Here is a 26,665-nt window from a genome sequence, read left to right as displayed (position 1 = left end):
TAAAGATCATCTGTGCGCATTCGCTGTATCACTTCAAGCCGGAACTGCATGCTGTAATGGCTGAACTTTTTTTTCAACCCATCGACCCCATGGGCGCGGTACAGCTTGACCCAGGTCTCCAGGCTCTTGCGTGGAACGCTGTACAACTCGGCGACACGCTGATACCCCACAGTGCCAGCCAGATACTCACGGACGACTTTGAGCTTGAGCTGTTCATCGTACTTCGTCATGAAAAAACCCCAAAAGTTGTGTCCAACTTTTGGGGGTCAGTTCATTTCTGCCGCGCTTTTTTTTAATCCGCCGACCGATACCGCTCCAGCCAATGCGCATACGGCGCCGGCAGCGTCCACGACGGCTTCTCCACCCCCAGCACTTTGGCCGCCGCATAGGCATAATGCGGATTGCCCAGGTGCGCACGTCCGATCATCACCAGGTCCATCTGTCCTTCGGCGACGACGCGCTCGGCGACCTGCGGCGAATCGATATTCCACGACGAGGCCACCGGCAGCCCGGTTTCGCGCTTCACGCGCTCGGCGATCGGCGCAAGGAAGCCCGATCCCCACGGAATGCTCGCATCCGGCGTCGAGAAGCCGACGCTCACGTTGAGCATATCCAGCCCGCCTGCGCGGAACTGCTGCGTCAGCGTGATCGCTTCGGATAAGGTCTCCTCGTCGCGCCCATCGAATTCGATCACGCCGAAGCGTGCCGTCAATGGAAAACGTTCGGGCCAGACCGCGCGCACCGCCGCCAGCGTCTCGAGCAGGAAGCGGCTGCGTCCCGCGAGGTCGCCGCCATACTGGTCGTCGCGCTGATTGGCGTGGACCGAGAAAAAGCTCTGGCCGAGGTAGCCATGCGCGAAGTGCAGTTCCAGCCACTCGAAGCCCGCGTCCAGCGCGCGGCGTGCGGCGGACACGAAATCGGCTTTTACGCGCTCGATGTCGGCGATCGTCATGGCGCGCGGCACGCGCGGCAGGTTGGCGCCAAACGCGACGGCGGACGGCGAGATGGTTTCCCAAGCGGCCGGATCGCCTTCAGGGATATGGTCATCTCCCTCCCACGGACGCTGGGCGCTGGCCTTGCGCCCGGCGTGGCCGATCTGGATGCCGGGCACGGCGCCGGCGGCCTTGATGTTCGCGGCGATGCGCGCCAGGCCCGGGACCTGCTCGTCCTTCCAGAGTCCGAGGCAGGCCGGCGTGATGCGGCCTTCGGGCGACACGCCGGTCGCTTCGACGATCACGAGGCCGCCGCCGCCGCGGGCGATGCTCTCGTAATGGGTCTGGTGCCAGCCGTTGGTCAAGCCGTCGGTGGCGCTGTACTGGCACATCGGCGGCACGGCGATGCGGTTGCGCAGGGTGACGTCTTTTAAGGTAAATGGGGAAAACAATGCTGACATGGGTTCTTTTCTTAATAGGAGGCGTGCGGGGCGCAAGCAAAGGTGGGAGTGACCGGCAGGGCGGGCAGAACAGGTCGGCACGTCGCTGCAGATCGCGATCATGGTGGCGAAAGGTCTGCCGCATGGGGCATGCGGTGCTGCTTTTCGCCTGGTCAGGATTCTCGCACAAGCTGGTATTGCTTGCTGCCGGAGGCCTCGGTTCGCTCAGCCGTACGTTTGCCGGGAATGGTGATCGCCAGACGATCACAGCATGCCCACATTTGCTCTAATTTCCAGCTTGCAATTCATTCTTGTCAATCCCATCTACCGCAAATGGCCGTTGGCAGTTCGCCGGTGCTAGAATACAGCGCAGTTTTTTTTATCTCACAATCGGAGTCCTCGTGTTCATTTCCACCGCGTACGCGCAAACTACTACCGCTGCTGCCGATCCTGGCCTGATGGGCAATCTGACGACTTTCGCGCCATTGCTCATCATGTTCGTGGTCATGTATTTCCTGATGATTCGCCCGCAGCAAAAGCGCCAGAAGGAAATGAAATCGATGATGGAAGCGCTGGCCAAGGGCGATGAAGTCGTCACCGCCGGCGGTATCCTGGGCCGCGTCGTGCAAGTCAAGGACGCCTATGTCACCATCGAAGTGGCAGCCGGCACCGAGATGATCGTGCAGAAGAACGCAGTCACCACGCTGCTGCCGAAGGGTACGCTCAAGTCCCTGTAAGCCCAGGCCGCGGCCTTTTCCCCAAAGGGCCGTTGCCGCTCAACACCCAACGCTGGAACACTATGAATCGCTATCCCGTCTGGAAATACATACTGATCGCTGTCGCGCTCCTGCTGGGCGCGCTGTACACGGCGCCTAATTACTTTGGCGAATCGCCAGCGTTGCAGGTCACAACCGGCAAGACGACAGTCAAGATCACGAGCGACACCTCTTCCCGGGTCGCGGACGTGCTCAAACGCGAAGGTGTTCCAGCAAACCAGGTCACCCTGGATGGCTCGGGCAATTCGACGGCCGTGCGTGCGCGCTTCACCACGACCGATGCCCAGTTCAAGGCCAAGCTCGCGCTCGAGCGCCAGCTCAACCGTGACCAGGCCGACCCCGATTACATCGTCACCGTCAACCTGGTGAAAAATACTCCGGCCTGGATGCAGGGCCTGCGCGCGCTGCCGATGAACCTCGGCCTCGATTTGCGCGGCGGCGTCCACTTCCTGCTGCAAGTCGATTCCAAGGCCGTGCTGGAAACCAAGGTAAAAGGCACGCAAGCGAGCGTGCGCAGCATCCTGCGCGACAAGAACGTGCGCCACGCCGGAATCGAGCGCGTCGGCAATACCGTGGAAGTCACCTTCCGCGATGAGGCAACCCGCAGCGCCGCGCGCACTGCACTGTCGAGCCAAGTGCAAGACCTGGCCTTCGCCGATGCCGCCGACGGCACCGACCTCAAGTTGATGGTCACCCTGAAGCCGGAAGCGCTCAAGCGCACCGTCGAAGAAGGCGTGAACCAGAACATTACGACCCTGTCCAAGCGGATTAACGAACTGGGTGTGACCGAGCCGGTCATCCAGCGCCAGGGTGCCGACCGCATCGTCGTGCAATTGCCAGGCGTGCAGGACGTGGCCCGTGCGAAAGACATCATCGGCCGTACCGCGACGCTGGAAATGCGCATGGTCGATTCGACCATCACGCCGGGCACCGAGCTGTCGGCCGCCATTCCGTTGAACTCGGAACTGTTCACCGAAGGCCGCGGCGCCCCGGTTGTGGTGTCGAAAGACATCATCCTGACCGGCGACTATATCTCCAGCGCCGTCGCCACCTTCGACTCGAACCAGCAGCCTGCCGTCTCGCTCGACCTGAACGGCGATGGTGGCCGCAAGATCCGTCTCGCCACCCGCGAAAACATCGGCAAGCGCATGGCGATTTTGCTGAAGGAAAAGGGTAAATATACCGTGCCGTCGGCCCCGACCATCCAGGGCGAACTCGGCTCGACCTTCCAGATCACCGGCATCGGCACCATCGAAGACGCGAACGAACTGGCGCTGCTGCTGCGCTCGGGCGCGCTGTCGGCGCCGATGGAATTCATCGAGGAACGCGTGGTCGGCCCGCAGCTGGGCGCTGAAAACATCAGCCGCGGCCTGAACTCGACGGTGTGGGGCTTCGCCGCGATCGTGGTCTTCATGATCATCTACTATCACATGTTCGGCGTCTTTAGCGCACTGGCATTGGCCGCCAACGTGCTGTTCCTGCTGGCGCTGCTGTCGATGCTGCAGGCAACCCTGACCCTGCCGGGTATCGCCGCCATCGCGCTGGCGCTGGGTATGGCGATTGACGCCAACGTGCTGATCAACGAGCGCATCCGCGAGGAATTGCGTGCCGGGGCCACGCCGCAAATGGCGATCACGAATGGTTTCAGCCACGCCTGGGACACGATTTTCGACTCGAATGTCACGACCCTGATCGTCGGCCTGGCACTGTTGATCTTCGGTTCGGGCGCAGTGCGCGGCTTTGCCGTCGTGCACACGCTCGGCATCCTGACCTCGATGTTCTCGGCAGTGTTCGTCTCGCGCGGCATCGCCAACCTGTGGTACGGCCGTCGCGGCAAGAAGCTCACCAAGCTGTCGGTGGGCACCGTCTGGACCCCGGGCCTGCCCGCTGAAAAGAAATAAAGACTAGGGAATCGTCATGGAATTTTTCAAAATCAAACGGGACATCCCGTTCATGCGCCACGCGTTGATCTTCAACGTGATCTCGGCGCTGACCTTCGTCGCCGCGGTGTTCTTCCTGGTGACCAAGGGGCTGCACTTCTCGGTCGAGTTCACCGGCGGCACCGTGATGGAATTGCGTTACCCGCACGCAGCCGACCAGGAAAAGATCCGCGCCACACTACGCGGCATCGGCCATGAAGCACCCGAGGTGGCCAGCTTCGGCACCGCCCAGGACATCATCCTGCGCCTGCCGCCAGTAAAAACCGCCGCCGGCGCGACTGTCTCGTCGGAAGCCTTCAATGCCATCTGCGCCTCCGAAGGCGGCTCGCCCAAGCAGGTCACGGTGCTCGAGAAGGGCCAGCAAGTGGCGCGCACCAGCTGCGCCAACCCGGCCGGCGCCGAAATGGTGACGCTGCAGCGCGTCGACTTTGTCGGCCCGCAGGTGGGCGACGAACTGGCCACCGACGGCCTGAACGCGCTGATCATGGTGATCGTCGGCGTCGTGATCTACCTCGCCGTGCGCTTCGAGTGGAAGTTCGCCGTCGCTGCGATCCTGGCGAACCTGCACGACGTCGTCATCATCCTCGGCTTCTTCGCCTTCTTCCAGTGGGAATTCTCGCTGACGGTGCTGGCCGCCGTGCTGGCCGTGCTCGGTTACTCGGTCAATGAATCGGTCGTCATCTTCGACCGGATCCGCGAAACCTTCCGCAAGCAACGCAAGATGAGCGTCACCGAAGTCATCGACCACGCGATCACCAGCACCATTTCGCGCACGATCATCACCCACGCCTCGACCCAGATGATGGTGTTGTCGATGCTGCTGTTCGGCGGCCCGTCGCTGCACCACTTCGCAATGGCCCTGACGATCGGTATCTGCTTCGGTATCTATTCGTCGGTCTTCGTGGCCGCGGCAATTGCCATGTGGCTCGGCGTGAAGCGGGAAGACCTGATCAAGCCGGTTAAGGAAAAGGACGAAACGGACGGCGCCGTCGTCTGATCGGACAGCGGAATGTGACATTTCCTTCTCATGTGTGAGTTATCGCACAGAGGGTAGGGATAGCAGAACCTTATAGTGGAACTGTCTCTTTCAGGACATCCCTAGTTTTGGACTTCACCCGCTCCCCCTCGGAGCGGGTTTTTTTTTGCCGGCGCCTATCGGCGGCCACAACAGCAGGAAAATGTCACAAGTGTGAAATGGCGCACAGAGTGTGCGGGAACCGGGAACTAATATGAAGCTGTCTCTTTCAGGACATCCCTAGTTTTGGACTTTGCCCGCTCCCTGAGCGGGCATTTTTTTTGTCCTGCGCATGTGCGCCTGACGATGGAGAAATACGGCATGATGGAATTGCTGATCGACGCCCGCCACGAACTGGGCGAATGCGCGCTGTGGTGCGAACGCACCCGACGCCTGCTGTGGACCGACATTCCGGCCGCCACGCTGTGGTCGTATTCGCCTGCGACCGGCAAGACGCTCAGCTGGCCGATGCCCGAGCGTCTGTGCTGTTTTGCGCTGACCGGCAGCGACGACCGTCTGCTGCTGGGGCTTGCCTCGGGTCTTGCCTTCTTCACCTTCTCCACGGGCGCCGTCACGCGCATCGTCGACGTCGAAGCCGACATTCCCTGGACGCGCCTGAACGACGGCCGCTGCGACCGCCAGGGGCGCTTCGTGTTCGGCATGTTCAACCAGGCCGCACATCCGAAAACGGCGCTGGGCAGCTTCTATCGCCTGAACCTCGACCTGAGCCTCGAGCGCTTGCCGCTCGGGAAGGTCGCGATCGCGAACAGCATCTGCTTCAGCCCGGACGGGCGCAGCATGTATTTTGCCGATTCGATGACGCGAGAGATCCGTGTCTGCAATTACAACCCCTGCAGCGGCGAGATCGGAGAAACGCGCACCTTCGTGGCGGCCGATGCGGCGCCCGGCGAGCCGGACGGCTCGTGCATCGATGCGCAGGGTTATCTGTGGAGCACGCGCTGGGGAGCGGGGCAGCTCATGCGTTTCGCCCCGGATGGGCGGCTCGATCGCGTGCTCGCGCTCGCGGCGCCCCAGCCGAGCTGCCCGGCGTTCGGCGGACCGGACCTGTCGACGCTCTACGTCACCTCGGCCCATCTCGGTATGACGGCGCAAGAGCGCGCCGCGGCGCCCTTGTCAGGCGCCCTGTTCAGGCAGTCGCTCGATATCGGGGGCTTGCCGGAATCGCGTTTTCTGCACCGCTAATCGCAATGCGATGCTGACGGCTTACAACAAGGCCGAGGTCAAACTCTGCACCTCATGCGCCGACTCTTCCATCACCCGTGCCAGCGTCCCATCGCCCACCGCGAAATCGATCGACGCCGCCGCCGCGATCGTGGTCGCACCGGGACGCTCGACCAGGGGCGACGCCACCGGCGACAAATCGTTCGCCAGCAACAAGGTGTCGCCTAGCGTTTCCGGCGGCAAGGCGCGCATGCCATTCCACATGGCCTCGATCGCCGCCATCACCGGCGCCGGCACACCGAGCCGCTGCAGCACGCTGCGCCCGACCGTCACTTCGCCGTGTTCCAGCCAATCGTCCGCATCGCCATCGAGCAGCCCCGGATACTCATGCGCACGCGACAGCATATAAAAGCCGCCGACCTCATGCACGATACCGGCGAACATCGCCGTCTCCGGATCGACAAACGACACCCGGCGCGCAAGCACCTGCGCCAGCGCGGCCACGTGGGCCGAGTGGCGCCACAGCGCGTCGGCACGCTTGCGCAGATCAGGATCGGTAATTTCGCTGCTGAGTTGGCGCACCATGACGGATGCCGCCAGCGCGCCCAGCGTGCGGAAACCCACGCGCTGGACCGCCGCGCGCACGTTCGTGACGTCGCTGCCTGAGCGGTTATAGGTCACGGAATTGGCTATGGCGACGGTACGCGCCGCCAGCAACGGCTCGGTTTGCACCAGGCGGGCCGCGTCGTCGGCGTGACAGTCGGGATCGCTCAGGGCTTGTTGCAGCCTGAGCGTGGCGTCGACATTTGTCGGAAAGCTGAGTTCACCGCGGATGGCCTGGGCCGCGATACTCTTGAAGGCGTCGAGTCTGTCCATCGAAAAATTATACCCGTAACGGTCAGACGCACCCCAGGCAAAATTTGCTCTAGGGCACTTTTACAACGAACGATCAGGGCTCGCTAAAAATGGCATCGCAGCCATCCTTCGGCTCTTCCGTGTCTTCCAGTTCATCAGCCAGGCCGAGGTCGGCCAGTTCTTCGACGGCGTTCATGAAACTGTTGATCTTGGCCGCGCCGATCAGGCGGTAGATTTCGCCGGCCTCGTTGCGCACGCCGATCACCATCTTGTGCTGGCGCACTTCATCGACTGGCGCGACTTCGAGCAGGATATTGCCGATGATGTGTTTGTCGAAATGGGCAGGCGTCATGCCTTCGAGCAGGGTGGTTTTCAAGATTCTTCCTTTTGTTGGTGTGATAAGGGGGACGGACGCCCGGCCTGGCTGATGCGCTCGCGCAGTTTTTTCAATGCGCCATCCATCTCGTCGAACTCGGTGTCACTATACCCCGCAAACAATTGCTTGCCGTGGGCGACCACCTTCGGGAACACGTCGCGGAACACGGCGTCGCCCTCATCGGTCAGGCGCACGTGGAAGGAGCGCTTGTCGTCGCTGCTGCGCTCGCGCCGCACGATGCCCTTTTGCTCGAGGCGTTCGATGACGCCCGTCAGCGTGCCCTTCGTGATGAGGGTGCGCTCGCCGAGTTCCTTGTAGCTCATTCCATCCGTGTTGCCGAGTGTGGCGACGATGTCGAATTGCGCGTGCGTCAAACCGTACTGCCGCACCGATTCGCCCGAATACCGCTCGAAGCCTTGCAGGCATTCAGCCAGCAAGCGGACGCTTTTTAGATATCGTTCCCCCATGACGCGAGATTATAGCTGCCCCGGGGACTCCGTACGCCTGCAGAACCTTTTCGGCATCAAGCCAGCTTCGGTTTGCCAGGCAGATGGCTCTGCTATAGTTGCCGATCCCGCATAATTGATCAGCTGCTTGCATATGAACAAATACTGGAGTCGTCACGTTGAAAATCTGACACCTTATACTCCCGGCGAACAGCCGCGCATCGAGCGCCTCATCAAGCTCAATACAAACGAAAACCCTTATCCACCGTCGCCCAGGGTCATTGCCGCCATCAATGCGCAAACCGGCGACGGGCTGCGCCTGTATCCGGATCCGCAATCGACCGAGCTGAAACGCGCGCTCGCATCGTATTACGGCGTCGAGCCGGGTGAGGTATTTGTCGGCAACGGCTCCGACGAAGTCCTGGCGCACGCATTTCACGCTTTCTTCATGCAGGACGATCCTGTCCTGATGCCGCAGGTAAGCTACAGCTTCTACCAGGTCTACTGCCGCCTCTACGGGATTGATGCCCTGCTGTTACCGCTGGAAGAAGGAATGCGGATCGATCCGGACCAGTACGCCGCCCCGTGCGGCGGTGTCGTGATTGCCAATCCGAATGCGCCAACCGGCATCGCGCTTTCGCTCGGGCAGGTAGAACGGATCCTGCGTGCGCAGCCGGATCGTGTCGTGCTGGTCGATGAGGCGTATGTCGATTTTGGCGCGGAATCGGCCATTCCACTGATCCGCACCTGGCCGAACCTGCTGGTGGTCCAGACATTCTCCAAATCGCGCGCGCTGGCCGGACTGCGCGTCGGCTTCGCGATCGGCCAGCGGCACCTGATCGAAGGCCTGGAACGGGTCAAGGACAGCTTTAATTCGTACCCCTTGGGACGCCTCGACATCGCCGGTGCCGTGGCGGCACTGGAAGACGAGGAATATTTCCAGGCAAGGCGGGCGCAGGTCATTTCCACGCGCGAGCACCTTGCACAACAGCTGGGTATGCTCGGTTTCGAGGTGCTCCCTTCCGCCACGAATTTCTTGTTCGTACGTCATCCAATGCACCGTGCAGCCAATTTGACCCAGGCTTTACGGGAGCGGGCGATACTGGTGCGCCATTTCAGGTCGCCGGAAATCGACGATTATCTCCGCATCAGCATTGGCACGGACGACGAGTGCGCGCAACTCGCGGCGGCATTGGCGGACATAGTCGAAGGGTAGGGCTGTAAGGGAATTTGAAATGCGTCCTTGACCGGCCGGCGGTTCGCCTTTTACTGCCGAGCCGCGTACCATAGGCGTTTTTGCCGATTCGCACCCCATGACCCGCCACCTCCACGGCATCTTTGCCTTGCTGCTCGTCACCCTGGTCTGGGGCACGACTTTCCCGGCCATGAAAGACCTGACCGGGCACTTTTCGGCGGTGTGGATCATCCTGGTGCGCTTCGCACTGGGGGCGGTGTTGCTGGCGCCCTTCCTGTGGCGCGCCAAGGCCCACGACCTGCGCTCGGGTGTGATCCTGGGTAGCCTGCTGTTTTTCTGTTTCATCTTCCAGGTCGAGGGCCTGGCACTGACCACCTCCAACCGCAACGCATTCATTTGCGGCTTGAACGTACTGGTCGTGCCGCTGCTGGGCGTGCTGGGCGGGAAACTGCCTGAGCGCCGCATCGTGCTGGCCTTGATCATGTCGATCGCGGGCCTTGCCTTCCTATGCTGGGATGGCGGCGCCTGGGGTCTGGGCGATTCGCTGGCGCTGATGAGCGCGCTGTGCTTCGGCGTGTACATCAAGGTGATGGAAGTGCGCACCCGGCGCGCCACGAAACTGCTCAGCATCACGGCCGCCCAGATCGGCACCGTCGCCGTGTGCGCGCTGGTCTGGCTGCTGGCGCGCGAGATGCCGGCGGACGCTGCCGTCCGCGCCGCCTGGCTGGGTGAAGTCCTTACCAGCGTCCAGCAACATGGCTGGAACTTCGCCTACCTCGGCGTCATCGCCACGGCCGCCATCATCTCGCTGCAAACCTGGGGCCAGTCGCGCACCACGGCCAACGAGGCGGCCGTCGTCTACGCTTTCGAGCCGGCCGCGGCCGCCTTCTTCGCATACTTCTGGCTGGGCGAGGCCATGACGGGACGCGGCTGGCTGGGCGGCCTGCTGTTGATCTCCGGTATGATAGTCAGTCAATGGAATTCCGAACGGCGGCCCGCCGCCGCCCTTGCCCCCGAGTGATGACGTTTCCGATTTGTCCCGATGCCTCCTGAACTGTCCGTCCTGGCGCAGGAACGGCCGCTGCGCATCTTGCTCGTGAATGCGGGCGAACCGGACACCCTATCCTGGTCCGGCCTGGTGCAACCGCTGCGCCAGGCCGCCAAAATTCTCGGCCCCGAGCGCCTGCACGTAGACGTGCGCAGCCCCGACAAGTTTACGAGCGACGCCCAGCGCCACTGGCACCTGGTCCTGCTCGCCGCCGACGAAGCGCAGGCGGGATTAAAACCCGCCAACTTCCGTGCCCTGGTCGAACGCTGCCGCGCAGCGCCCTTCTGGGGCGGCGTCGGCGCCGGGGTGCTGTGGCTGGCGGAAGCGGGCGCTCTGAACGGCGTGAAAACCGCGCTGCCATGGTCCTTGTACGCCGACGCCGACAGCCGCGCCGACCAGGCCGTGTTCACGCCTCACCTGTTTGAAATCGACGGCAACCGCTTGACCTGCTGCGGCGGGGCTGCGTCCGTCGATTTCGCGCTGACTTTGATCGACATTATTTTTGGGTCGAACGTGCAGGCGCCCGTAAAAGAGTTGCTGTGCGTCGACCGGGTGCGGGGCAGGGACGAGCGTCAGCGGGTTGCCTTGCAGGCGCGTTTCGGCACGCTGCAGCCGAAGCTGACCGAGGCGGTGACGCTGATGGAAGCGAATATCGAGGAACCGCTGTCGACGGATGAGATTGCCCAGCTGGCTGGGGTATCGCGGCGTCAGCTGGAGCGCTTGTTCAAGCAGTATCTTGGCAGCCTGCCGTCGCGCTATTACCTCGAGCTGCGCCTGAATCGGGCGCGGCAGTTGCTGATCGATACGAATAACTCGATCGTGCAGGTGGGGTTGATGTGCGGGTTTTCGTCGGGGTCGCATTTTTCGACGGCGTTCGGGGCCTTGTTTGGGAATACGCCGAGGGAGGAGAGGCAGCGCAGGCTGGCGGAGTAGTCTTGGAATAGACCAGACTGCTAATTGAACGACTCTTCATTTCTTACCTAAAATTTTTCCGGTGTGAAGCACGCGAGTTTAGCAGCGCCTCGGCCTCTGCTTAAAGGCGAAGCGCGGGCCTGGCCTAAACGTCTGCTGTCGACCGACCAAAGCAATGGGATGGACTCCTCCTCCCCCTGAGGGCACGTTAGTGCCAAACTGGAGTTTCCACACAACCGGTTTGGAAAGAAGGAGTCCACCATGAAGCTTATCCGCGTTGGGGTTGACTTGGCAAAAAATGTCTTTCAACTGCACGGTGTAGACCGCTCGGAAAAAACGGTCTGGCGGCGCAAGCTGGTCCGCGGTGACTGGATCAAGGCACTGCTCGACAGGATCAAGCCAGGTTGCGAAATCGGTATGGAAGCGTGCAGCGGCGCTCACCACTGGGCCCGACTGCTGCAGGCGAAAGGATTCACGGTCAAGCTGATAGCCCCGCAGTTCGTTAAGCCCTACGTCAAGAGCAACAAAAACGACGCTAACGATGCCGAGGCAATATGCGAAGCGATGAGCCGGCCAAGCATGCGCTTCGTGGCCATCAAAACCGTCGAGCAGCAGGATATCCAAGCCGTACACCGGGTGCGGTCTGGCCTGATGGATCAGCGCAAATCTAAAGCAAACCAGCTGCGTGGTCTAGCATCGGAATATGGATTAGTGGCGCCACAAGAACTGCTGCACCTGAGGTCAGCGATCCCGCGCTGGCTTGAGGAGAGCAATCTGTCTGGTCATGCTGTGCCGATGAGGTAGCGCGTACTCCAACGAGCTACTTGCCCCGGCCAAAAATGAAAATCCCCGTCGCACTTCTGCAAGAACTTGCCCCACCCCCTCCCTATAATGATCAGGTTCGGCGCCCGCGTCCCGGCGCGCCAGTCACTAATATTGGATGAGGAAAAAGTCATGAACGCAAAGCTCGATTCGGGTGTCACAACGCGGCCTGTCACTCGGCAGACCTTCGACGAAGTCCTCGTCCCGACCTACGCCCCGGCTGCGATGGTGCCGGTGCGCGCGTCGGGCCTGGACGTGTGGGACCAGGAAGACAAGCATTACCTCGACTTCACCTCCGGCATCGCCGTCTCGAGCCTGGGCCACGCCAACCCGGTGCTGGTCGACGCGCTGACGAAACAGATCAACACCCTCTGGCACCTCGGTAACGGCTACACCAACGAGCCGGTGCTGCGCCTGGCCACGGCGATGGTCGAAGCGACTTTTGCCGACCGCGCCTTCTTCTGCAACTCGGGCGCGGAAGCGAACGAAGCGGCCCTGAAACTGGCCCGCAAATACGCGCACACCAAGTTCGGTTCACATAAATCGCGCATCATTTCGTGCCTGTCGTCCTTCCACGGCCGTACGCTGTTCACCGTCTCGGTCGGTGGCCAGCCGAAGTACACCGAAGGCTTCGAGCCGCTGCCGCAGGAAATCAGCCACATTCCATATAACGACATCGAAGCGGCGCGCGCGGCCATTTTGGATGACGTCGCGGCCGTGATCGTCGAGCCGATCCAGGGCGAGGGCGGTGTCATTCCGGGTGATAGCGCGTACCTGAAGGCGCTGCGCGAGTTCTGCGACAAGACCGGCGCGCTGCTGATTTTTGACGAAGTGCAGTCGGGCGTGGGCCGTACCGGTTCCTTCTACGCCTACATGGATACCCCGGTCATTCCGGACATCCTCACCAGCGCCAAGGCGCTCGGTAACGGCTATCCGATTGGCGCCATGCTGACGACCGAGGAAATCGCCCAGCACTTCAACGTCGGCTCGCACGGCACCACCTACGGCGGCAACCCGCTGGCCGCGACCGTCGCGCTGAACGTGGTCGGCATGATCAACCAGCCGGCCTTCCTGGCGCGGGTAAAGGAAGCCAGTGCCGCCATCTTCGGCAACCTGGAAAAGCTGACCGCCGACTACCCGCAGCTGTTCGGCAAGGCGCGCGGCCTGGGCCTCTTGATCGGTCTCCCGCTGGCCGACGGTTTTAAAGGCAAAGCCAAGGACATCACCAAGATCGCCGAGAAGATGGGCCTGATGCTCTTGATCGCCGGTCCCGATGTCATCCGCATGGCGCCGGCGCTGATCGTGTCGGACGCGCAGATTGCGGACGCAGACCGCATCCTGCGCGCCGCGGTCGACGAGTTCCTCGCCGCCGCTTAACCACGCAAGCGCAGCATCGTCCCGGCCGGTCGCCTCGTGCGCGGCCGGGATTCTTTCGTACTGACCCTTCAAGGGAGCACACATGTATGTTGTCCGTCCGGTAGAACTTGCGGATGTCGACGCGCTGGAGAACCTGGCCGCCGTCATGACGCCCGGCGTGCACACGCTGCCGCGTACGCGCGATACGATCGCCGCGTTCGTCGAGCGTTCGATTGCTTCGTTCGCCGCGCAAGTCGATATCCCGAGCGAGGAGTCCTACCTGTTCGTGCTCGAGGACTCGCGTACCGGTGAGGTCGTCGGCACCGCCGCCGTGCACGCGTCGGCCGGCTCGAACGGCACCTATTTCGCGTTCCGTAACGACGTCATCCAGCAAGTCTCGCGCGACCTGAACATTTCGCACAGCGTGCATGCACTGACGCTGTGTTCGGAACTGACGGCCTGCTCGCAGCTGGCCGGTTTTCACCTGCGCGACCGCGCCGCCGCCGGCATCGAGGCAGCCTTGCTGTCGCGTGCGCGCCTGCTGTTCGCGGTGCTCGCGCCGCACCGCTTCGGCGACCGCTTCTTCGTGCCGCTGGCCGGCGTGACGGACTCCGACGGCCAGTCGCCGTTCTGGAATGCGCTCGGCCGCAAATTTTTTAAAATGGACTTTCTCGACGCCGAGCGCGTGATCGGCGGTTCGCGCAACCGCACCATCATCGTCGAGCTGATGCCGCACTATCCGGTCTACGTGCCGCTGCTGCCGGGCGACGCCCAGGCGGCGATGGGGCAGATCCACCCGAGCGGCCAGCTGGCTTTCGACCTGCTCACGGCCGAAGGCTTCGAAGCGGACGAATATGTCGATATCTTCGACGGCGGTCCGATTTTAGCGGCGCATAAACTGTCGCTGCGCTCGTTCTGCGGCTCGCAGCACCGCCGCGTCGAAACGTCAGCCGAAGGTGCGTTCGACAAGCTCGTCACCTATGCGGTGGCGACGAATGCCGAGCGCTTCCGCGCCATCACCGTGGCCTGTCCCCCTTGCGACACCTCCGACGCCCTGTGTCTGCCGCTGGCAGCACAACAGGCGCTCGGCGTGGTGCCGGGCGACAGCGTCATCTGCGTCAGAATCTGAGAGAGGCACCATGCTCGTCATTCGCTCCATTGCTGCATCCGACCTCGACCCGCTCATCGACATGGCGCGCGACGTCGGCGGCGGCATGACCACCCTGAAGCCGGACCGCAAGATGCTGGGCGACCGCGTCGAATGCGCCGTGGCTTCGTTCGCGGGGACCATCCCGCCCGAAGAGCGCGACTACATGTTCGTGATGGAAGACACCGAGACCGGCCGCATGGCCGGGGTGTGCGCCATCAAGGCCGCGGTCGGGTTGAACGAACCGTTCTATAACTACCGCATCGGCACCCTGGTGCACTCCAGCCGCGAGCTGAACATATTTACGCGGATGGAGACGCTGTACCTGTCGAACGACCTCACGGGCGCGACCGAACTGTGCTCGCTGTTCCTGCTGCCGGACTACCGCAAGGGCTACAACGGCAAGTGGCTCTCGAAGAGCCGCTTCCTCTTCATCGCCCAGTTCCAGCAGCTGTTCACCGAGAAGATCATCGCCGAGATGCGCGGCTACCTGCTGGAAGACGGCACCAGCCCGTTCTACGAGGGCCTGGGCCGCCACTTCTTCAAGATGGATTTCAACCACGTCGACGGCCTGACGGCGGTCGGTAAAAAATCCTTCATCGCCGAACTGATGCCGCGCCAGCCTTTGTATGTCGACTACCTGCCGGAGTCGGCGCGTGAAGTCATCGGCCAGGTGCATCGCTCGACCCTGCCGGCGCGTAAGCTGCTGGAGCAGGAAGGCATGCACTACGAAGGTTATGTCGATATTTTCGATGCCGGTCCGGTATTGCAAGGGCGTGTAAAAGAACTGCGTTCGGTGCGCGACAGCCTGTTGCGCGTGGCCGTCGAAGGCCGGCCGATCGGTGAGACCGAATGCCTGCTGGTGTCGAACACGAAGCTGGACGATTTCCGGATGGTGCTGGCGCATGCTTCGCTCGATGCCGCGGAAGTGCCACTCTCGGCGCAGGAACTGGATCTGCTGCGTATCGGGGCGGGCGATTCCGTGCGCACGCTGTCACTCAACGTAAGGAAGAACAATGGCTAACCTGTCGAACTACATCAACGGTGAATGGATTGCCGGCAGCGGCGCGGAACTGGTCACGATCGACCCGTCCAGCGGGCGCCAGACCTGGAGCAGCAAGGAGTCGACCGCTGACGATGTCGCGCGCGCCGCGCAGGCTGCGCATGATGCCTTCGAAGCCTGGGCTCTCGCCCCGCTGGAAGAGCGCGTCGCCATCGCCACGCGCTTTCGCGACCTGCTGAAGGAAAACGCGGAAGAGCTGGCGTCCATCATCGCCGAAGAAGTCGGCAAACCGCTGTGGGAAGCGCGCACGGAAGCGGCAACCATGGCGAATAAGGTCGACATCTCGGTCCAGTCGTATGGCGCGCGCACGGGCGAAACGGCAGCCAGGGTCGCAGACGGCAACGCCGTGCTGCGCCACCGTCCGCATGGCGTGTTCGCCGTCTTCGGACCGTATAACTTCCCCGGCCACCTGCCGAACGGCCACATCGTGCCGGCCCTGATCGCCGGGAACACGGTCGTTTTCAAGCCGAGCGAATACGCACCGCGTACGGCCGTGAAAACCGTGCAGCTGTGGGAGCAGGCCGGCTTGCCGAAGGGCGTGCTGAACCTGGTGAATGGCGGGCGCGACACCGGCATCGCTCTCGGCCAGAATCAGATGATCGACGGCGTGCTGTTCACCGGCAGCAGCCAGACCGGCGCTGCGCTGCATAAACAGTTCGGCGGCCAGCCGGGCAAGATGCTGGCGCTGGAAATGGGTGGGAATAATCCACTGGTGGTGTGGGATCTCAGTGACAACCCCAAAGACATCGACGCCGCTGTGCACCACACCGTGATGTCGGCCTTTATTTCGGCCGGCCAGCGCTGCACCTGCGCGCGACGGTTGGTGGTGCAGGACAACGCGCAGGGCCAGGCTTTCATTGACCGCCTGGTCGACGTCGCGGCCAAACTGCAGGTCGGCGCCTCGAAGGCAGAGCCGCAGCCCTTCATGGGGCCTGTGGTCTCCGCTCAAGTCGCCGCGCGCCTGGTGCAGGCGCAGGCCGAGATGGAAGCCAAAGGCGGCAAGGTGCTGCTGCAAATGCGCCAGTTGGACGCGAACGCCGGCTTCGTCACGGCCGGCATCGTCGACGTCACCGACGCGCAGGGTATTCCGGACGAAGAGTGGTTCGGGCCGTTGCTGCAGGTGATCCGCGTAAAAGAGTTCGACGATGCCCTGCGCGCGGCGAATGCCACCGCATTCGGCCTGGCGGCGGCGCTGTTGTCGCCATCGGAAGAACTCTGGAAGCGCTTTGCGGTGCGCGCACGTGCCGGCATCGTCAACTGGAACCGCCCGACCACGGGCGCGGCCAGTTCGGCGCCGTTCGGCGGCGTCGGCAAGTCGGGCAATCATCGCCCGAGCGCGTATTATGCAGCGGACTACTGCGCTTACCCGGTCGCCTCGATCGAGACGGCCGAACTCGAAATGCCGGCCAAGCTGTCGCCAGGATTGACTTTCTAATTATGCGTAACGCTCGCGAATTCAACTTCGACGGCCTGGTTGGCCCGTCGCACAACTACGCCGGTCTCTCGTTCGGCAACGTCGCTTCGTTCAGCAATGTCCGCAGCGCCTCCAATCCGCGCCTGGCCGCGCTGCAGGGCCTTGCCAAGATGCGCGACCTCGCCGCACGCGGCTTCGCGCAAGCGGTGATGCCGCCGCAGGCGCGTCCGAATTTCCGCTTGCTGCGCAGCCTCGGCTTTTCGGGTACCGACGCCGACGTGCTGGCGCAAGCCTGGCGCGATGCGCCCGTGATCCTGTCCTGCGCCTGGTCGGCCGCGCCGATGTGGACCGCGAATGCGGCCACCGTCAGCCCCTCGGCCGACACGCGCGACGGCCGCGTGCACTTCACGGCAGCAAACCTGAACAATAAGTTGCACCGCTCGGAAGAGCATGTGCAGGCGACGCGCACGCTGCGTGCCATTTTTGCGAATCACGAGCACTTCGTGGTGCACGACCCGCTCCCCGCCACGCCGGCGTTCGGTGACGAAGGCGCGGCGAACCACACGCGCTTCGCTGCGAATCACGGCGCGGCTGGTGTCGAGTTTTTTGTGTATGGACGCGTCGAGTTCGACCCGTCGGCGCCGTTCCCGAAAAAATACCCGGCACGCCAGACGCTGGAGGCGTCGCAAGCGGTTGCGCGTTTGCACGGCCTCGATCCATCGCGCACCGTGTTTGCGGCGCAGAACCCGGACGTGATCGACCAGGGCGTGTTTCATAACGACGTCATCGCGGTCGGTAACGCCAACGTCTTGTTCTATCACGAGGCAGCGTTTGCCGACGAGGCGGCGACGATCGACGCGCTGCGCCGTTCGGTGGCCGGCGTCGGCGCCGAATTTCTACCGGTGCGCGTCGACGGCGGCATGGTACCGGTGACCGATGCGGTGGCCAGCTACCTGTTCAACAGCCAGTTGCTGTCGAAGCCTGACGGGAAGATGGCGCTCTTGGTGCCGCACGAATGCCGCGAGAATGTGGCGGTGGCGAACTACCTGGCCGGGTTGGTTGCCAGCGGCGGCCCGATCGACGAACTGCTCGAATTCGACCTGCGCCAGAGCATGCGTAACGGCGGCGGGCCTGCCTGCCTGCGTTTGCGCGTGGCGCTGACGGACGACCAGGCGTCGGCGATGCATGGGGGCGTGATCATGACCGAGGCGCTGTATGCGCAGCTGGTGGAGTGGGTCGGGAAGCATTACCGGGATCATGTGGAGCCGAAGGATCTGGCGGATCCACAGCTGGCGATCGAATGTACGACGGCGTTGGAAGCGTTGGAGCGCATCCTTGGGTTGCCGGGGTTGTACGATTTTAGTTAGTGCGCCGTTGATCGGCCGGTAGGGCGGTAAACAAGAAGCAACGCGGCACGCGAATGCGCCGCAAACAAGAGGGCAGCGCACAACGCGCTACCTATTGAACAGAACGAGTTACACGCTTCCGGGACAAGGAAGCCAAGGACCTGGACGGGACAACCCCGGCCACCAAACGCCGGTGCGCGCAAAGCCACGAGCCGCAGCGCGAACGGGCGACAACACTAGCTTTTGGAGAAGCACAATGAAAGACATGCCGCAAGATTTGCGTACCCAGACCCTGAACCTGGTGACCACCCAGCCAGCGCCAGGTGCGACCGAGCAGGTCCGCGCCCTGATCAGCGCCTGGCTCGGATCGCTCGACGAAGAAGATCTGGCCGGTACCGCGCCGCAGGCCCTGGCGCCCGTCCTGTGGGACGGCTTCATGCAGGCCGCCAAGCGCACCGGCCAGGGCTGCCAGATCGCGCAGATGCGCTACACCGACGCAAAGGGCAACCAGGACACGGCGCTGCTGATCCTGAACGACGACATGCCTTACCTGGTCGACTCGTTCGTCATGGCCTTGCGCAAGGAGCGCGTCCTTGCTGCCGGCGTGATGAACGCCGTGCTGCCGGTCCAGCGCGATGCGAACGGCGTGGTGGTCGCCGTCGGTGAAGGCGCGCCGCTGGAATCGATCGTGCTGGTACTGATGAACGACGAGCTGACCTTCGAAGAACTCGACAAGCTGACCGCGCGTATCCGCATGGTCGCCAGCGACGCCGCCGTCGTGCACCGGGACGCCGTCGCCATGGGCGACCGCATGACCGAAGTTGCCGCCGCGGCCGCCGCGAACGGCACCGCCGCCGGCCAGGAAGTGGCCGCCTTCCTCGAGTGGGCCAAGAACGAAGGTTACGAGCCCTTCGGCTACGCATACTATGTCGTGCAGCCCGGCCAGACCGAGCTGGCACGCGACATCCCAAGCCGCATCGGCGTGCTGAAGGACACCTCGCACCCGGTCTACGGCACCTGCCTCGCGAACATCCCGGGCGAACTGAATACCTTGTCGGCACGCCCCGAAACCCTGTCGATCGTGAAGGCCGACGTCGAGGGCACGCTGCACCGCGACCAGCCGCTCGACTTCATCGGCGTGCGCAATACCGATGCACACGGCAACATCCTGGGCGAGCACTGCTTCGTCGGCCTGTTTACCCGCGCCGCCACCTCGACGCCGCTGGCACGCCTGCCGTTCGCGCGCGGCCGCGTGGCGAAAGTCCTGAGCCTGGCCGGTGTGCGCCAGGAAGGCTTCCGCGCCGAGAAATTCCTCGAGATCCTCGAATCCCTGCCGCGTACCGAAGCGGTGGAAGCCGATCCGGAATGGCTGGCGCAGGTCTGCAGCTCGGTCGTCTCGCTGTACAAGCAGCCGCGCGCGAAAGTCTTTGCCCGCCGCGACGTGTACGGCCGCCACATGAACGCGCTGGTCTACCTGCCGCGCGAGCGCTACAGCGCAGCCGTGGCCGCGTCGCTGGCCCAGGCATTGAAGGAAAGCTCGGGCGCGCGTGACGTGCGCTCGTACACCCTGGTTGCCGACGGCCCGCTGGCCCGCGTCTACCTGATCGCCCACGGCGCGCGTACTCCGCTCGACCTGGAAACGGACGTCAAGCAGCCGCTCCTGTCCGTGCTGGACGACTGGCACGACCGCTTTGCCATGCTCACCAGCGACATGCAGGACACGACCCTGCGCAGCAGCCTGCGTAAACTCGTCTCGACGCTGCCGGTCAACTACATCGCCGCCACCGAGCCGACGGTTGCCTTCCGCGACCTGCAAGCCATCCTGCAAAACGGCCAGTCGAACCGCGTCTCGGCGCGCATCGAAGCCGGCGACGCCGGCACCGCCTCGGTGCGCCTGTACTCGGACGACACCGTGCCGCCGCTGTCGCGCATCCTGCCAGCCCTGCATAACGCCGGGGTCGCGATCGACCGCGAGCAGACTTACCGCATCACCACCGCCGATGGCGCCCGCCACTACGTGACCGCGCTGGCCGTGGATCTTGAATCCGCAGCCAAGCTGGCCAAGCCCGGCATCGTGAACGTTGCCGAAGAATTGTTCGCGGCCCTGTTCAACGACGAAGCCGAAGACGGCCGCATGAACGGCCTGTCGATCGAAGGCGGCCTGTCGATGCGCGAAGTGCAGCTGGTGCGCGGTTACATCAGCTATTGGCGTCAGCTCGGCTCGAAGTTCTCGGTGCGCTACATGGCCGAGACGCTGCGCGCGCAGCCGGCCCTGGTGAAGGAATTCGTCACTGCCTTCCTGCAGCGCTTCAACCCGGCGTCCGCCGAGTCCGAGCGCGCCCAGGGGACCGCAAAACTGGCTTCGCTCAAGGCCGGCCTGTCGAGCGTGAACCATGCCGACACCGAAGAAATCATGGCCGCCCTGATCGAGCTGGCGCTGGCCACGGTGCGCACCAATTATTTCCAGAACACGGGTGAGAAGATCATCTTCAAGTTCGACACCAGCAACCTGTCGCTGGCGCCGGAACCGCGTCCGTACCGCGAAATCTACGTGTTCTCGCGCCGCTTCGAAGGCGTGCACCTGCGCGGCGGCCCGGTCGCCCGTGGCGGCCTGCGCTGGTCGGACCGCATGGAAGACTACCGCACCGAAGTGCTGGGCCTGGTGAAGGCGCAGATGGTGAAAAACGCCGTCATCGTGCCGGCCGGCTCGAAAGGCGGTTTCGTCTGCAAGCAGATGCCGAAAGACGCCGTGCGTGAAACCGTGGCGGCCGAAGGCGAAGCCGTGTACCGCCTGTTCATCGCCAGCCTCTTGGAAGTGACCGACAACCGCGTGCGCGGCGCCATCGTGGCGCCGGATAACACGGTGCGCTACGACCAGGACGATCCGTACCTGGTGGTGGCCGCCGACAAGGGCACCGCGACCTTCTCCGACATCGCCAACGGCATCGCCGTGCAGCGCGGCTTCTGGCTGGGCGACGCCTTTGCCTCGGGCGGCTCGAACGGCTACGACCACAAGAAGATGGGCATTACCGCGAAGGGCGCGTTCGAAGCAGTCAAGCGCCACTTCTACGAAATCGGCCATGACATGAGCACGACCCCGATCACCATGGTCGGCGTGGGCGACATGTCGGGCGACGTGTTCGGCAATGGCGTGCTGCTGTCGCGTCAACTGAAGGTGCTGGCCGCGTTCGACCACCGCCACATCTTCCTCGATCCGACCCCGGACGTCGCGCTCTCGTTCGCCGAGCGCCAGCGCATGTTCGCGCTGCCACGTTCGTCGTGGGAAGACTACGACAAGAGCCTGATCTCGGCTGGCGGCGGTGTCTTCCCGCGCAGCGCCCGTTCGATCGAACTGTCGCCGCAAGTGCGCGCGGCGCTCGACATCGAAGAGACCGCGCTCTCGCCGGAAGAACTGATGCACCGCATCCTGCTCGCTCCCGTCGACCTGTTCTACAACGGCGGCATCGGTACCTATATCAAGGCCTCCACCGAGACCCACGCGCAGGTAAAAGACCGCGCCAACGACAACATTCGCGTCAGCGGCAATGAGCTGCGCTGCAAGGTGGTGTCCGAAGGCGGCAACCTGGGCGCGACCCAGGCCGGCCGTATCGAGTTCGCCCTCGCCGGTGGCCGCATCTTCACCGATGCGATCGACAACTCGGCCGGCGTGGATTGCTCGGACCACGAAGTCAACATCAAGATCTGGCTCGACACCGAAGTCAATGCCGGCAAGCTGCTTGACACCGACCGTAACCGCGTCCTGAACGACATGACCGGCGACGTCGAAACGCTGGTCCTGCGCGACAACACGCAGCAGACCCATTTGCTGACGCGCGAAGTGCAGGCGCAAGCCAACGGTTCGACCGTCGACAGCTATGCCGCCTTGATCACCAGCCTGGAAGCGGAGGGTGCTCTCTCGCGCGAGCTGGAACAGCTGCCATCGGACACCGAACTGCAGCGCCGCAAAGCCATGGGCGCCGGCCTCACCGCGCCGGAACTGGCGGTCGTGGTTGCCAACGTCAAGAACCGCTTCAAGCGTATCCTGGCCGCGCTGCCGCTCACCGACGAGCCATGGGCCGACACCGTGTTGCGTCCGTACTTCCCGGCGCAGCTGGTCGCCACCCGCGATCCGCTCGACCACCCGCTGGCCAATGCGATCCTGGCCACCATGCTGGCAAACGAGGCGGTCAACCGTTGCGGTCCGTTGATGATCCGCGACCTGGCAGCAGAGCACCGCATCGACGAAGCCGAAGTGGTGAAAGCCTGGGGCCGCGCCTGGTCGGCGCTGAACCTGGCGCCGGTGTTCGACGCGCTCGACGCCGATGCACTGAGCGTACCGCGTGACGTGTCGGTGGCGGTCGATGCCCGCACCCGTGCGCTGCTGCGCGCCGTGATCGAAGGTGTGCTGTCGCTGCCGCAGGGGACCGATGGCATGACGGAACTGTCGCAACTCTTCGCCAACGGCGACCAGGTACGCCAGCTGATGCCGGCCAAGTCGGAAGCCGATGGCCACGGCGGCCTGAACGCGGCCTTCGTGCAGGCCTGGAAGTCGGTCGAAACCATCGAGTCGCTGGCCACCTTCCTGTTTGCCGCCGTCTCGGTGCAGCGTCCAGCCGGTATGTCGCTGGCCCAGTTCCTGCAGGTCGGCATGGCCCTGCGCGCGCGCGCCGGTATCGACACGCTCGAGCGCGGCCTGAAGCTGGCGCCGCAGACCAAGTCGCAGGAACAACTGCGCAACTACGCGATGCAGGCACTGCGCCGTACCCAGCAGCGCATGCTGCTGCAGGTGATCACGCGTGCCGGCAGCGGCGACGCGCTGGCGGCAGTCGATGCCGTGACAAGCGACATGGGCTTGACCGGTTACGCACCGGCCCTCGATCTCGAACAGGCAATGCTGAACGTCTGGTCGCTGTCGGAAGGGTCGAACCCGGAACGCCTGGCGGCGTGAAGCGATGAGCCTCTCCTCGACTCCTGTGGTGGTGGAAGCGGTGCGCGCGCTGGCCGAGGCCGATTTCGGCACGGTCGCGCAGCGCTTCCGCGAGGCCGGCTTCGTCGTCGGGATGCCTGCCAGGGGCATCCTGACGGTGAAGGGTGTCCAGCCCGTGACCCGGCCGGCGGTGCTGCTGTCGGTGGGCGTGCATGGCGACGAGACCGGGCCGATCGAAATGGTCGCGCACGTGCTCGAAGCCTTGTCGCGTGAACCGCAGGCCCTCGCCGTGGACCTGATGCTCTGCGTCGGGAACATCGATGCCATCGCCGCGGGCAAGCGTTTCATCGACGCGGATTTGAACCGCATGTTCAAGCCCGATCGTGGGACGCTCGCCGGCACCGCGGAAGCAGCGCGGGCCGACGAACTGATCGCGGCCACCGACGCCTTCTTTGCCGGCACCGGGCCGGTGCGCTGGCACCTCGATTTGCACACGGCGATCCGCGCCTCTCACTACCCGATGTTCGCGATCGTGCCGGACCTGATCGCCGACCATGGCAAGGACGCGCTGATCGACTGGCTGGGGCAGGCGGCGATCGGGGCAATCGTCATGAACCCGGCATCGGCCGGCACCTACAGCTACTATTCAAGCGAGTACCACGCCGCGGCCGGCAGCACGGTGGAGCTGGGCAGGGTCGGCACGCTGGGCCAGAACAACCTGGCCCAGTTTGTCGATGCCTCTGCTGCATTGGACGCGCTGCTGCGCGGCGAGCAGGTCGCGACGAAGACCGAGCCGCATGTGTTCAAGGTGGCGCAGGAGATCGTCAAGCTGTCGGAGAACTTCAAGATGGGTTTTAGCCGCGAGACCCCGAACTTCGCCTCGCTCAAGCGGGGCGACGTGATCGCCACCGATGGGGAGACCGTGTATTCGGTCTTTCATGAGGAGGAGATGGTGGTGTTTCCGAATCCGGATGTGAGGGTGGGTTTGCGCGCCGGGTTGATGGTGGTGCGTGTGAATTGAAAAAAAGCCGCGCAGTCCGCGGCTTTTTTAATGGCGGCGTATTTCGGCCGTCCCTGCAGAATCACGCCACGCGCGCTAGACTGGTCCAATCGACCACTCCGGAGTCCGCATGAGCATGCTCTTCACCCCCTACGCGCTGGGCCCCCTCCAGCTAACTAACCGCATCGCCATCGCCCCCATGTGCCAGTATTCTGCCGACGAAGGCCTGGCCACCGACTGGCACATGATCCACCTCGGCCAGCTGGCCTTGTCCGGTGCTGCGCTCCTGATCATCGAAGCCACCGCCGTCACCCCGGAAGGGCGCATCTCGCCGGGCGACCTGGGCCTGTGGTCCGACGCCCACCGCGAGGCCTTGCTGCCGGTCGTCGCCGCGATCCGCCGCCACTCGCCGATCAAAATCGCCGTCCAGCTGGCCCATGCCGGGCGCAAGGCGTCGAGCGCCGTGCCCTGGGAAGGCGGCGCGAATATCGCGCCAAGTGAGCCGCGCGGCTGGCAGACGGTCGCACCGTCGGCGGTGCCGCACGCTGAAGGCGAAACCGTGCCGCTGGCGCTGGACACCGATGGGCTGCAACACATCAAGCAGGGTTTTGTGGACGCCGCGCTGCGCACGCAGGCCTTGGGCCTGGACGCGATCGAACTGCACGGCGCGCACGGCTACCTGCTGCACGAATTCCTGTCGCCGCTATCGAATCAACGCGAGGACGATTACGGCGGTTCCCTGGCAAACCGCATGCGCTTCCCGCTCGAGGTATTCGAGGCCGTGCGCGCGGCGGCACCAGGCATGTGCGTCGGCATGCGCATCTCGGCGTCCGACTGGGTCGAGGGCGGCTGGGACATCGAGCAAAGTGTCCGTTTTGCCAAGGAGCTGGAAGGGCGGGGCTGCCATTTCATTCACGTCTCGAGCGGCGGCGTGTCGCCGCAACAGAAAATCCCGGTGGGTGCCGGCTACCAGATCGCGTTCGCCGAACGCATCAAGCGTGAGACGAGCATGCCGACGATTGGCGTGGGCCTGATCACCGAGCCGCAGCAGGCCGAACACATCCTGCAGTCCGGCCAGGCCGACATGGTGGCGCTGGCACGCGCGATGCTCTACAACCCGCGCTGGCCGTGGCATGCGGCGGCCGAACTGGGCGCGCAGGTAGCGGCCCCGCCGCAATACTGGCGTTCGCAGCCGCACCAGTACAAGACCCTGTTCGGCGAGACGCGTCTGGGCCAGCGCTGAGCGCCGCCCAGCGCCGGCCAAGCGATTACAGCAGGTGATCCAGCATGTCAGGCCCGAACACTTCGCGATGCAAGCGCGCCGCCGGCACGCCGGCATTCAATAGCGCCAGCCACTGCGCCTGCATGAATTTCAAGGGACCGCACAGCCAGACATCGGTCTCGGCCAGGTCCCATCGCGGCAGGCGCGTGATATCCATGCATCCGGCCAGCGCGTCCGTAACAGCGCCCACGTCTTCATAAAAAGTCGCCACGTGCAGGTTCGGCATGCGCGCCTGCGCGGCGGCGACGTCGTCCTGCAGCGGGTGGTGGGCAGCGCCCTGTGCGGCGTACGCGAAGATGACGCGCCGCTCCGGATGCACGATGGCGATCCGGTTCAGGGTCGAGATCATTGGCGTGATGCCGATGCCGGCCGACAGCAGCACGATCGGTGCGTCAAGCTCGGTATCCGGCGTGAACTCGCCGAACGGGTACGTCACCTGCAGCACGCTGCCGACCTTGACGTTCGCATGGATCCAGTTCGACACTTCGCCGGCCGGCGCGGCCGCCAGCGCATCTTCACGCTTGACCGAGATGCGCAGGCTGTCCTTGCCCGACGCGTCGGACAGGCTGTACTGGCGCAGCTGGTGACGGTCGCCGGGCAGGTCGACGGCGACGCTGACGTACTGGCCGGCGCTAAACGGCGGCAGCGGCTTGTCGTCGGCGGCGACAAAGCGGATCGACAGGACGTTGTCGCTTTCACGTTTGACCTCAAGCACGCGCATCGGGCGCGTCTCGCCCGGTTCGATGCCGGCCGTGCTGTACATCTCGGCTTCCGCGCCAATCATGAGATTGGCCAGCGAACCATAGGCTTCGGCCCAGGCGTCCAGCAGCGGCTGGGTGGCGGCAGCGCCCAGGGTCTGCGAAATGGCCGCTAGCAAGTGCTGCCCGACGATCGGGTAGTGTTCGGCGCGGATGCCGATCGAGACGTGCTTGTGGACGATGCGTTTGACGACCGGGCCGAGTGCTTCCGGATTGCCGATGTTGGCGGCATAGGCGAACACGGCCGAAGCGAGCGAACCCTGCTGGGCGCCGCTGGCCTGGTTGCCCATGTTGAACACGCGCGTCAGTTCTGGATGCTCGGCCAGCATGTTCTTGTAGAACAGGGTGGTGATGGCGAGGCCGTGTTCGCGCAGCACAGGAACGCTGGCATCGATATAGGGACGGGAAGCGGCAGAGATCATGGTGTAGTCCT

At 63.8% G+C, this 26,665-nt stretch carries 21 protein-coding genes and 1 pseudogene; 16 read left to right on the top strand and 6 right to left on the bottom strand.

Annotated features, from left to right (window positions below; all coding sequences use genetic code 11):
* Nucleotides 1–230 (bottom strand): transposase (locus ACHAC9_RS21085; RefSeq protein WP_435763101.1); only part of this gene is annotated, 230 nt, incomplete at its 3' end.
* 62 nt (nt 231–292) lie between these two features.
* Nucleotides 293–1,393 carry an NADH:flavin oxidoreductase/NADH oxidase gene (locus tag ACHAC9_RS21080; RefSeq protein ID WP_435763099.1) on the bottom strand — a complete coding sequence of 367 codons (1,101 nt, stop codon included), beginning with the start codon at nt 1,391–1,393 and terminating at the stop codon, nt 293–295.
* A gap of 380 nt (nt 1,394–1,773) precedes the next feature.
* Here ACHAC9_RS21080 and yajC point away from each other — a divergent pair, with 380 nt between their 5' ends.
* The 4 genes from yajC (at nt 1,774) to ACHAC9_RS21060 (ending at nt 6,306) form a co-directional block, all read left to right on the top strand.
* Nucleotides 1,774–2,109 (top strand): preprotein translocase subunit YajC, encoded by a 336-nt coding sequence (gene yajC / locus ACHAC9_RS21075; protein ID WP_435763097.1) that lies wholly within the window; start codon nt 1,774–1,776, stop codon nt 2,107–2,109.
* 62 nt (nt 2,110–2,171) lie between these two features.
* Nucleotides 2,172–4,049: a protein translocase subunit SecD gene (gene secD / locus ACHAC9_RS21070; RefSeq protein ID WP_435763094.1), complete on the top strand. Its 1,878-nt coding sequence runs from the start codon at nt 2,172–2,174 to the stop codon at nt 4,047–4,049.
* Between the two features lie 16 nt (nt 4,050–4,065).
* On the top strand, nt 4,066–5,085 hold the full coding sequence (gene secF / locus ACHAC9_RS21065) for a protein translocase subunit SecF (protein WP_435763092.1): 1,020 nt from the start codon (nt 4,066–4,068) through the stop codon (nt 5,083–5,085).
* A 339-nt stretch (nt 5,086–5,424) separates the two neighbouring features.
* Entirely contained in the window at nt 5,425–6,306 is an 882-nt protein-coding gene (locus tag ACHAC9_RS21060; RefSeq protein ID WP_435763089.1) for an SMP-30/gluconolactonase/LRE family protein, read from the top strand.
* A 21-nt stretch (nt 6,307–6,327) separates the two neighbouring features.
* Here ACHAC9_RS21060 and ACHAC9_RS21055 read toward each other — a convergent pair whose 3' ends face one another.
* From ACHAC9_RS21055 to ACHAC9_RS21045, 3 genes are all read right to left on the bottom strand, one after another.
* Nucleotides 6,328–7,161, bottom strand: a complete 834-nt coding sequence (locus ACHAC9_RS21055; protein WP_435763086.1) for an HDOD domain-containing protein — start codon at nt 7,159–7,161, stop codon at nt 6,328–6,330.
* A gap of 73 nt (nt 7,162–7,234) precedes the next feature.
* A complete protein-coding gene (locus tag ACHAC9_RS21050; RefSeq protein ID WP_435763084.1) occupies nt 7,235–7,516 on the bottom strand; it encodes a hypothetical protein in 282 nt (93 codons plus the stop codon).
* Nucleotides 7,513–7,983, bottom strand: a complete 471-nt coding sequence (locus ACHAC9_RS21045; protein WP_435763082.1) for a MarR family winged helix-turn-helix transcriptional regulator — start codon at nt 7,981–7,983, stop codon at nt 7,513–7,515. The genes ACHAC9_RS21050 and ACHAC9_RS21045 overlap by 4 nt, the downstream gene beginning before the upstream one ends.
* 133 nt (nt 7,984–8,116) lie before the next feature.
* Here ACHAC9_RS21045 and hisC point away from each other — a divergent pair, with 133 nt between their 5' ends.
* The 12 genes and pseudogenes from hisC (at nt 8,117) to ACHAC9_RS20985 (ending at nt 25,435) form a co-directional block, all read left to right on the top strand.
* Nucleotides 8,117–9,178: a histidinol-phosphate transaminase gene (gene hisC / locus ACHAC9_RS21040; RefSeq protein WP_435763079.1), complete on the top strand. Its 1,062-nt coding sequence runs from the start codon at nt 8,117–8,119 to the stop codon at nt 9,176–9,178.
* A 97-nt stretch (nt 9,179–9,275) separates the two neighbouring features.
* Nucleotides 9,276–10,178, top strand: a complete 903-nt coding sequence (locus ACHAC9_RS21035) for a DMT family transporter (RefSeq protein ID WP_435763077.1) — start codon at nt 9,276–9,278, stop codon at nt 10,176–10,178.
* Nucleotides 10,179–10,199: 21 nt separating this feature from the next.
* The gene (locus tag ACHAC9_RS21030; RefSeq protein WP_435763075.1) at nt 10,200–11,138 is read left to right on the top strand and encodes a GlxA family transcriptional regulator; all 939 of its coding nucleotides are present in this window, start codon (nt 10,200–10,202) and stop codon (nt 11,136–11,138) included.
* Between the two features lie 240 nt (nt 11,139–11,378).
* Nucleotides 11,379–11,885: pseudogene (locus ACHAC9_RS21025) on the top strand (IS110 family transposase); the annotation flags it as partial.
* A gap of 186 nt (nt 11,886–12,071) precedes the next feature.
* Entirely contained in the window at nt 12,072–13,316 is a 1,245-nt protein-coding gene (astC, locus tag ACHAC9_RS21020) for an acetylornithine/succinylornithine family transaminase (protein WP_435763073.1), read from the top strand.
* An 82-nt stretch (nt 13,317–13,398) separates the two neighbouring features.
* Nucleotides 13,399–14,424, top strand: coding sequence for an arginine N-succinyltransferase (locus ACHAC9_RS21015; protein ID WP_435763070.1), 1,026 nt, complete (start codon nt 13,399–13,401; stop codon nt 14,422–14,424).
* Between the two features lie 10 nt (nt 14,425–14,434).
* Nucleotides 14,435–15,466, top strand: a complete 1,032-nt coding sequence (gene astA / locus ACHAC9_RS21010; protein WP_435763068.1) for an arginine N-succinyltransferase — start codon at nt 14,435–14,437, stop codon at nt 15,464–15,466.
* Complete coding sequence (gene astD, locus ACHAC9_RS21005; protein WP_435763065.1) at nt 15,459–16,940, top strand: succinylglutamate-semialdehyde dehydrogenase; 1,482 nt, start codon at nt 15,459–15,461, stop codon at nt 16,938–16,940. The genes astA and astD overlap by 8 nt, the downstream gene beginning before the upstream one ends.
* A gap of 2 nt (nt 16,941–16,942) precedes the next feature.
* Nucleotides 16,943–18,286: an N-succinylarginine dihydrolase gene (gene astB / locus ACHAC9_RS21000; protein WP_435763063.1), complete on the top strand. Its 1,344-nt coding sequence runs from the start codon at nt 16,943–16,945 to the stop codon at nt 18,284–18,286.
* Between the two features lie 235 nt (nt 18,287–18,521).
* A complete protein-coding gene (locus ACHAC9_RS20995; RefSeq protein ID WP_435763061.1) occupies nt 18,522–23,213 on the top strand; it encodes an NAD-glutamate dehydrogenase domain-containing protein in 4,692 nt (1,563 codons plus the stop codon).
* A gap of 4 nt (nt 23,214–23,217) precedes the next feature.
* Nucleotides 23,218–24,213, top strand: coding sequence for a succinylglutamate desuccinylase (locus ACHAC9_RS20990; RefSeq protein WP_435763059.1), 996 nt, complete (start codon nt 23,218–23,220; stop codon nt 24,211–24,213).
* Nucleotides 24,214–24,322: 109 nt separating this feature from the next.
* Nucleotides 24,323–25,435: an NADH:flavin oxidoreductase/NADH oxidase gene (locus tag ACHAC9_RS20985; RefSeq protein WP_435763056.1), complete on the top strand. Its 1,113-nt coding sequence runs from the start codon at nt 24,323–24,325 to the stop codon at nt 25,433–25,435.
* A 25-nt stretch (nt 25,436–25,460) separates the two neighbouring features.
* On the opposite strand, the gene ACHAC9_RS20980 is transcribed toward ACHAC9_RS20985, so the two are convergent.
* On the bottom strand, nt 25,461–26,654 hold the full coding sequence (locus tag ACHAC9_RS20980; protein ID WP_435763054.1) for a globin domain-containing protein: 1,194 nt from the start codon (nt 26,652–26,654) through the stop codon (nt 25,461–25,463).
* Between the last annotated feature and the right edge of the window lie 11 nt (nt 26,655–26,665).

This window comes from Massilia sp. CMS3.1, from assembly GCF_051262535.1.
GTDB lineage: Bacteria > Pseudomonadota > Gammaproteobacteria > Burkholderiales > Burkholderiaceae_D > Telluria.
The sequence above is the reverse complement of the archived record's forward strand: the minus strand, read 5'-3'. Positions and strand labels throughout refer to the sequence as shown.

Excerpts from the sequence above, each read along its gene's own strand:
- ACHAC9_RS21080 (WP_435763099.1), bottom strand. The coding sequence starts at position 1,393 with ATGTCAGCATTGTTTTCCCCATTTACCTTAAAAGACGTCACCCTGCGC.
- secD (WP_435763094.1), top strand. The coding sequence starts at position 2,172 with ATGAATCGCTATCCCGTCTGGAAATACATACTGATCGCTGTCGCGCTC.
- secF (WP_435763092.1), top strand. The coding sequence starts at position 4,066 with ATGGAATTTTTCAAAATCAAACGGGACATCCCGTTCATGCGCCACGCG.
- ACHAC9_RS21060 (WP_435763089.1), top strand. The coding sequence starts at position 5,425 with ATGATGGAATTGCTGATCGACGCCCGCCACGAACTGGGCGAATGCGCG.
- ACHAC9_RS21055 (WP_435763086.1), bottom strand. The coding sequence starts at position 7,161 with ATGGACAGACTCGACGCCTTCAAGAGTATCGCGGCCCAGGCCATCCGC.
- ACHAC9_RS21045 (WP_435763082.1), bottom strand. The coding sequence starts at position 7,983 with ATGGGGGAACGATATCTAAAAAGCGTCCGCTTGCTGGCTGAATGCCTG.
- hisC (WP_435763079.1), top strand. The coding sequence starts at position 8,117 with ATGAACAAATACTGGAGTCGTCACGTTGAAAATCTGACACCTTATACT.
- ACHAC9_RS21035 (WP_435763077.1), top strand. The coding sequence starts at position 9,276 with ATGACCCGCCACCTCCACGGCATCTTTGCCTTGCTGCTCGTCACCCTG.
- ACHAC9_RS21030 (WP_435763075.1), top strand. The coding sequence starts at position 10,200 with ATGCCTCCTGAACTGTCCGTCCTGGCGCAGGAACGGCCGCTGCGCATC.
- astC (WP_435763073.1), top strand. The coding sequence starts at position 12,072 with ATGAACGCAAAGCTCGATTCGGGTGTCACAACGCGGCCTGTCACTCGG.
- ACHAC9_RS21015 (WP_435763070.1), top strand. The coding sequence starts at position 13,399 with ATGTATGTTGTCCGTCCGGTAGAACTTGCGGATGTCGACGCGCTGGAG.
- astA (WP_435763068.1), top strand. The coding sequence starts at position 14,435 with ATGCTCGTCATTCGCTCCATTGCTGCATCCGACCTCGACCCGCTCATC.
- astD (WP_435763065.1), top strand. The coding sequence starts at position 15,459 with ATGGCTAACCTGTCGAACTACATCAACGGTGAATGGATTGCCGGCAGC.
- astB (WP_435763063.1), top strand. The coding sequence starts at position 16,943 with ATGCGTAACGCTCGCGAATTCAACTTCGACGGCCTGGTTGGCCCGTCG.
- ACHAC9_RS20995 (WP_435763061.1), top strand. The coding sequence starts at position 18,522 with ATGAAAGACATGCCGCAAGATTTGCGTACCCAGACCCTGAACCTGGTG.
- ACHAC9_RS20990 (WP_435763059.1), top strand. The coding sequence starts at position 23,218 with ATGAGCCTCTCCTCGACTCCTGTGGTGGTGGAAGCGGTGCGCGCGCTG.
- ACHAC9_RS20985 (WP_435763056.1), top strand. The coding sequence starts at position 24,323 with ATGAGCATGCTCTTCACCCCCTACGCGCTGGGCCCCCTCCAGCTAACT.
- ACHAC9_RS20980 (WP_435763054.1), bottom strand. The coding sequence starts at position 26,654 with ATGATCTCTGCCGCTTCCCGTCCCTATATCGATGCCAGCGTTCCTGTG.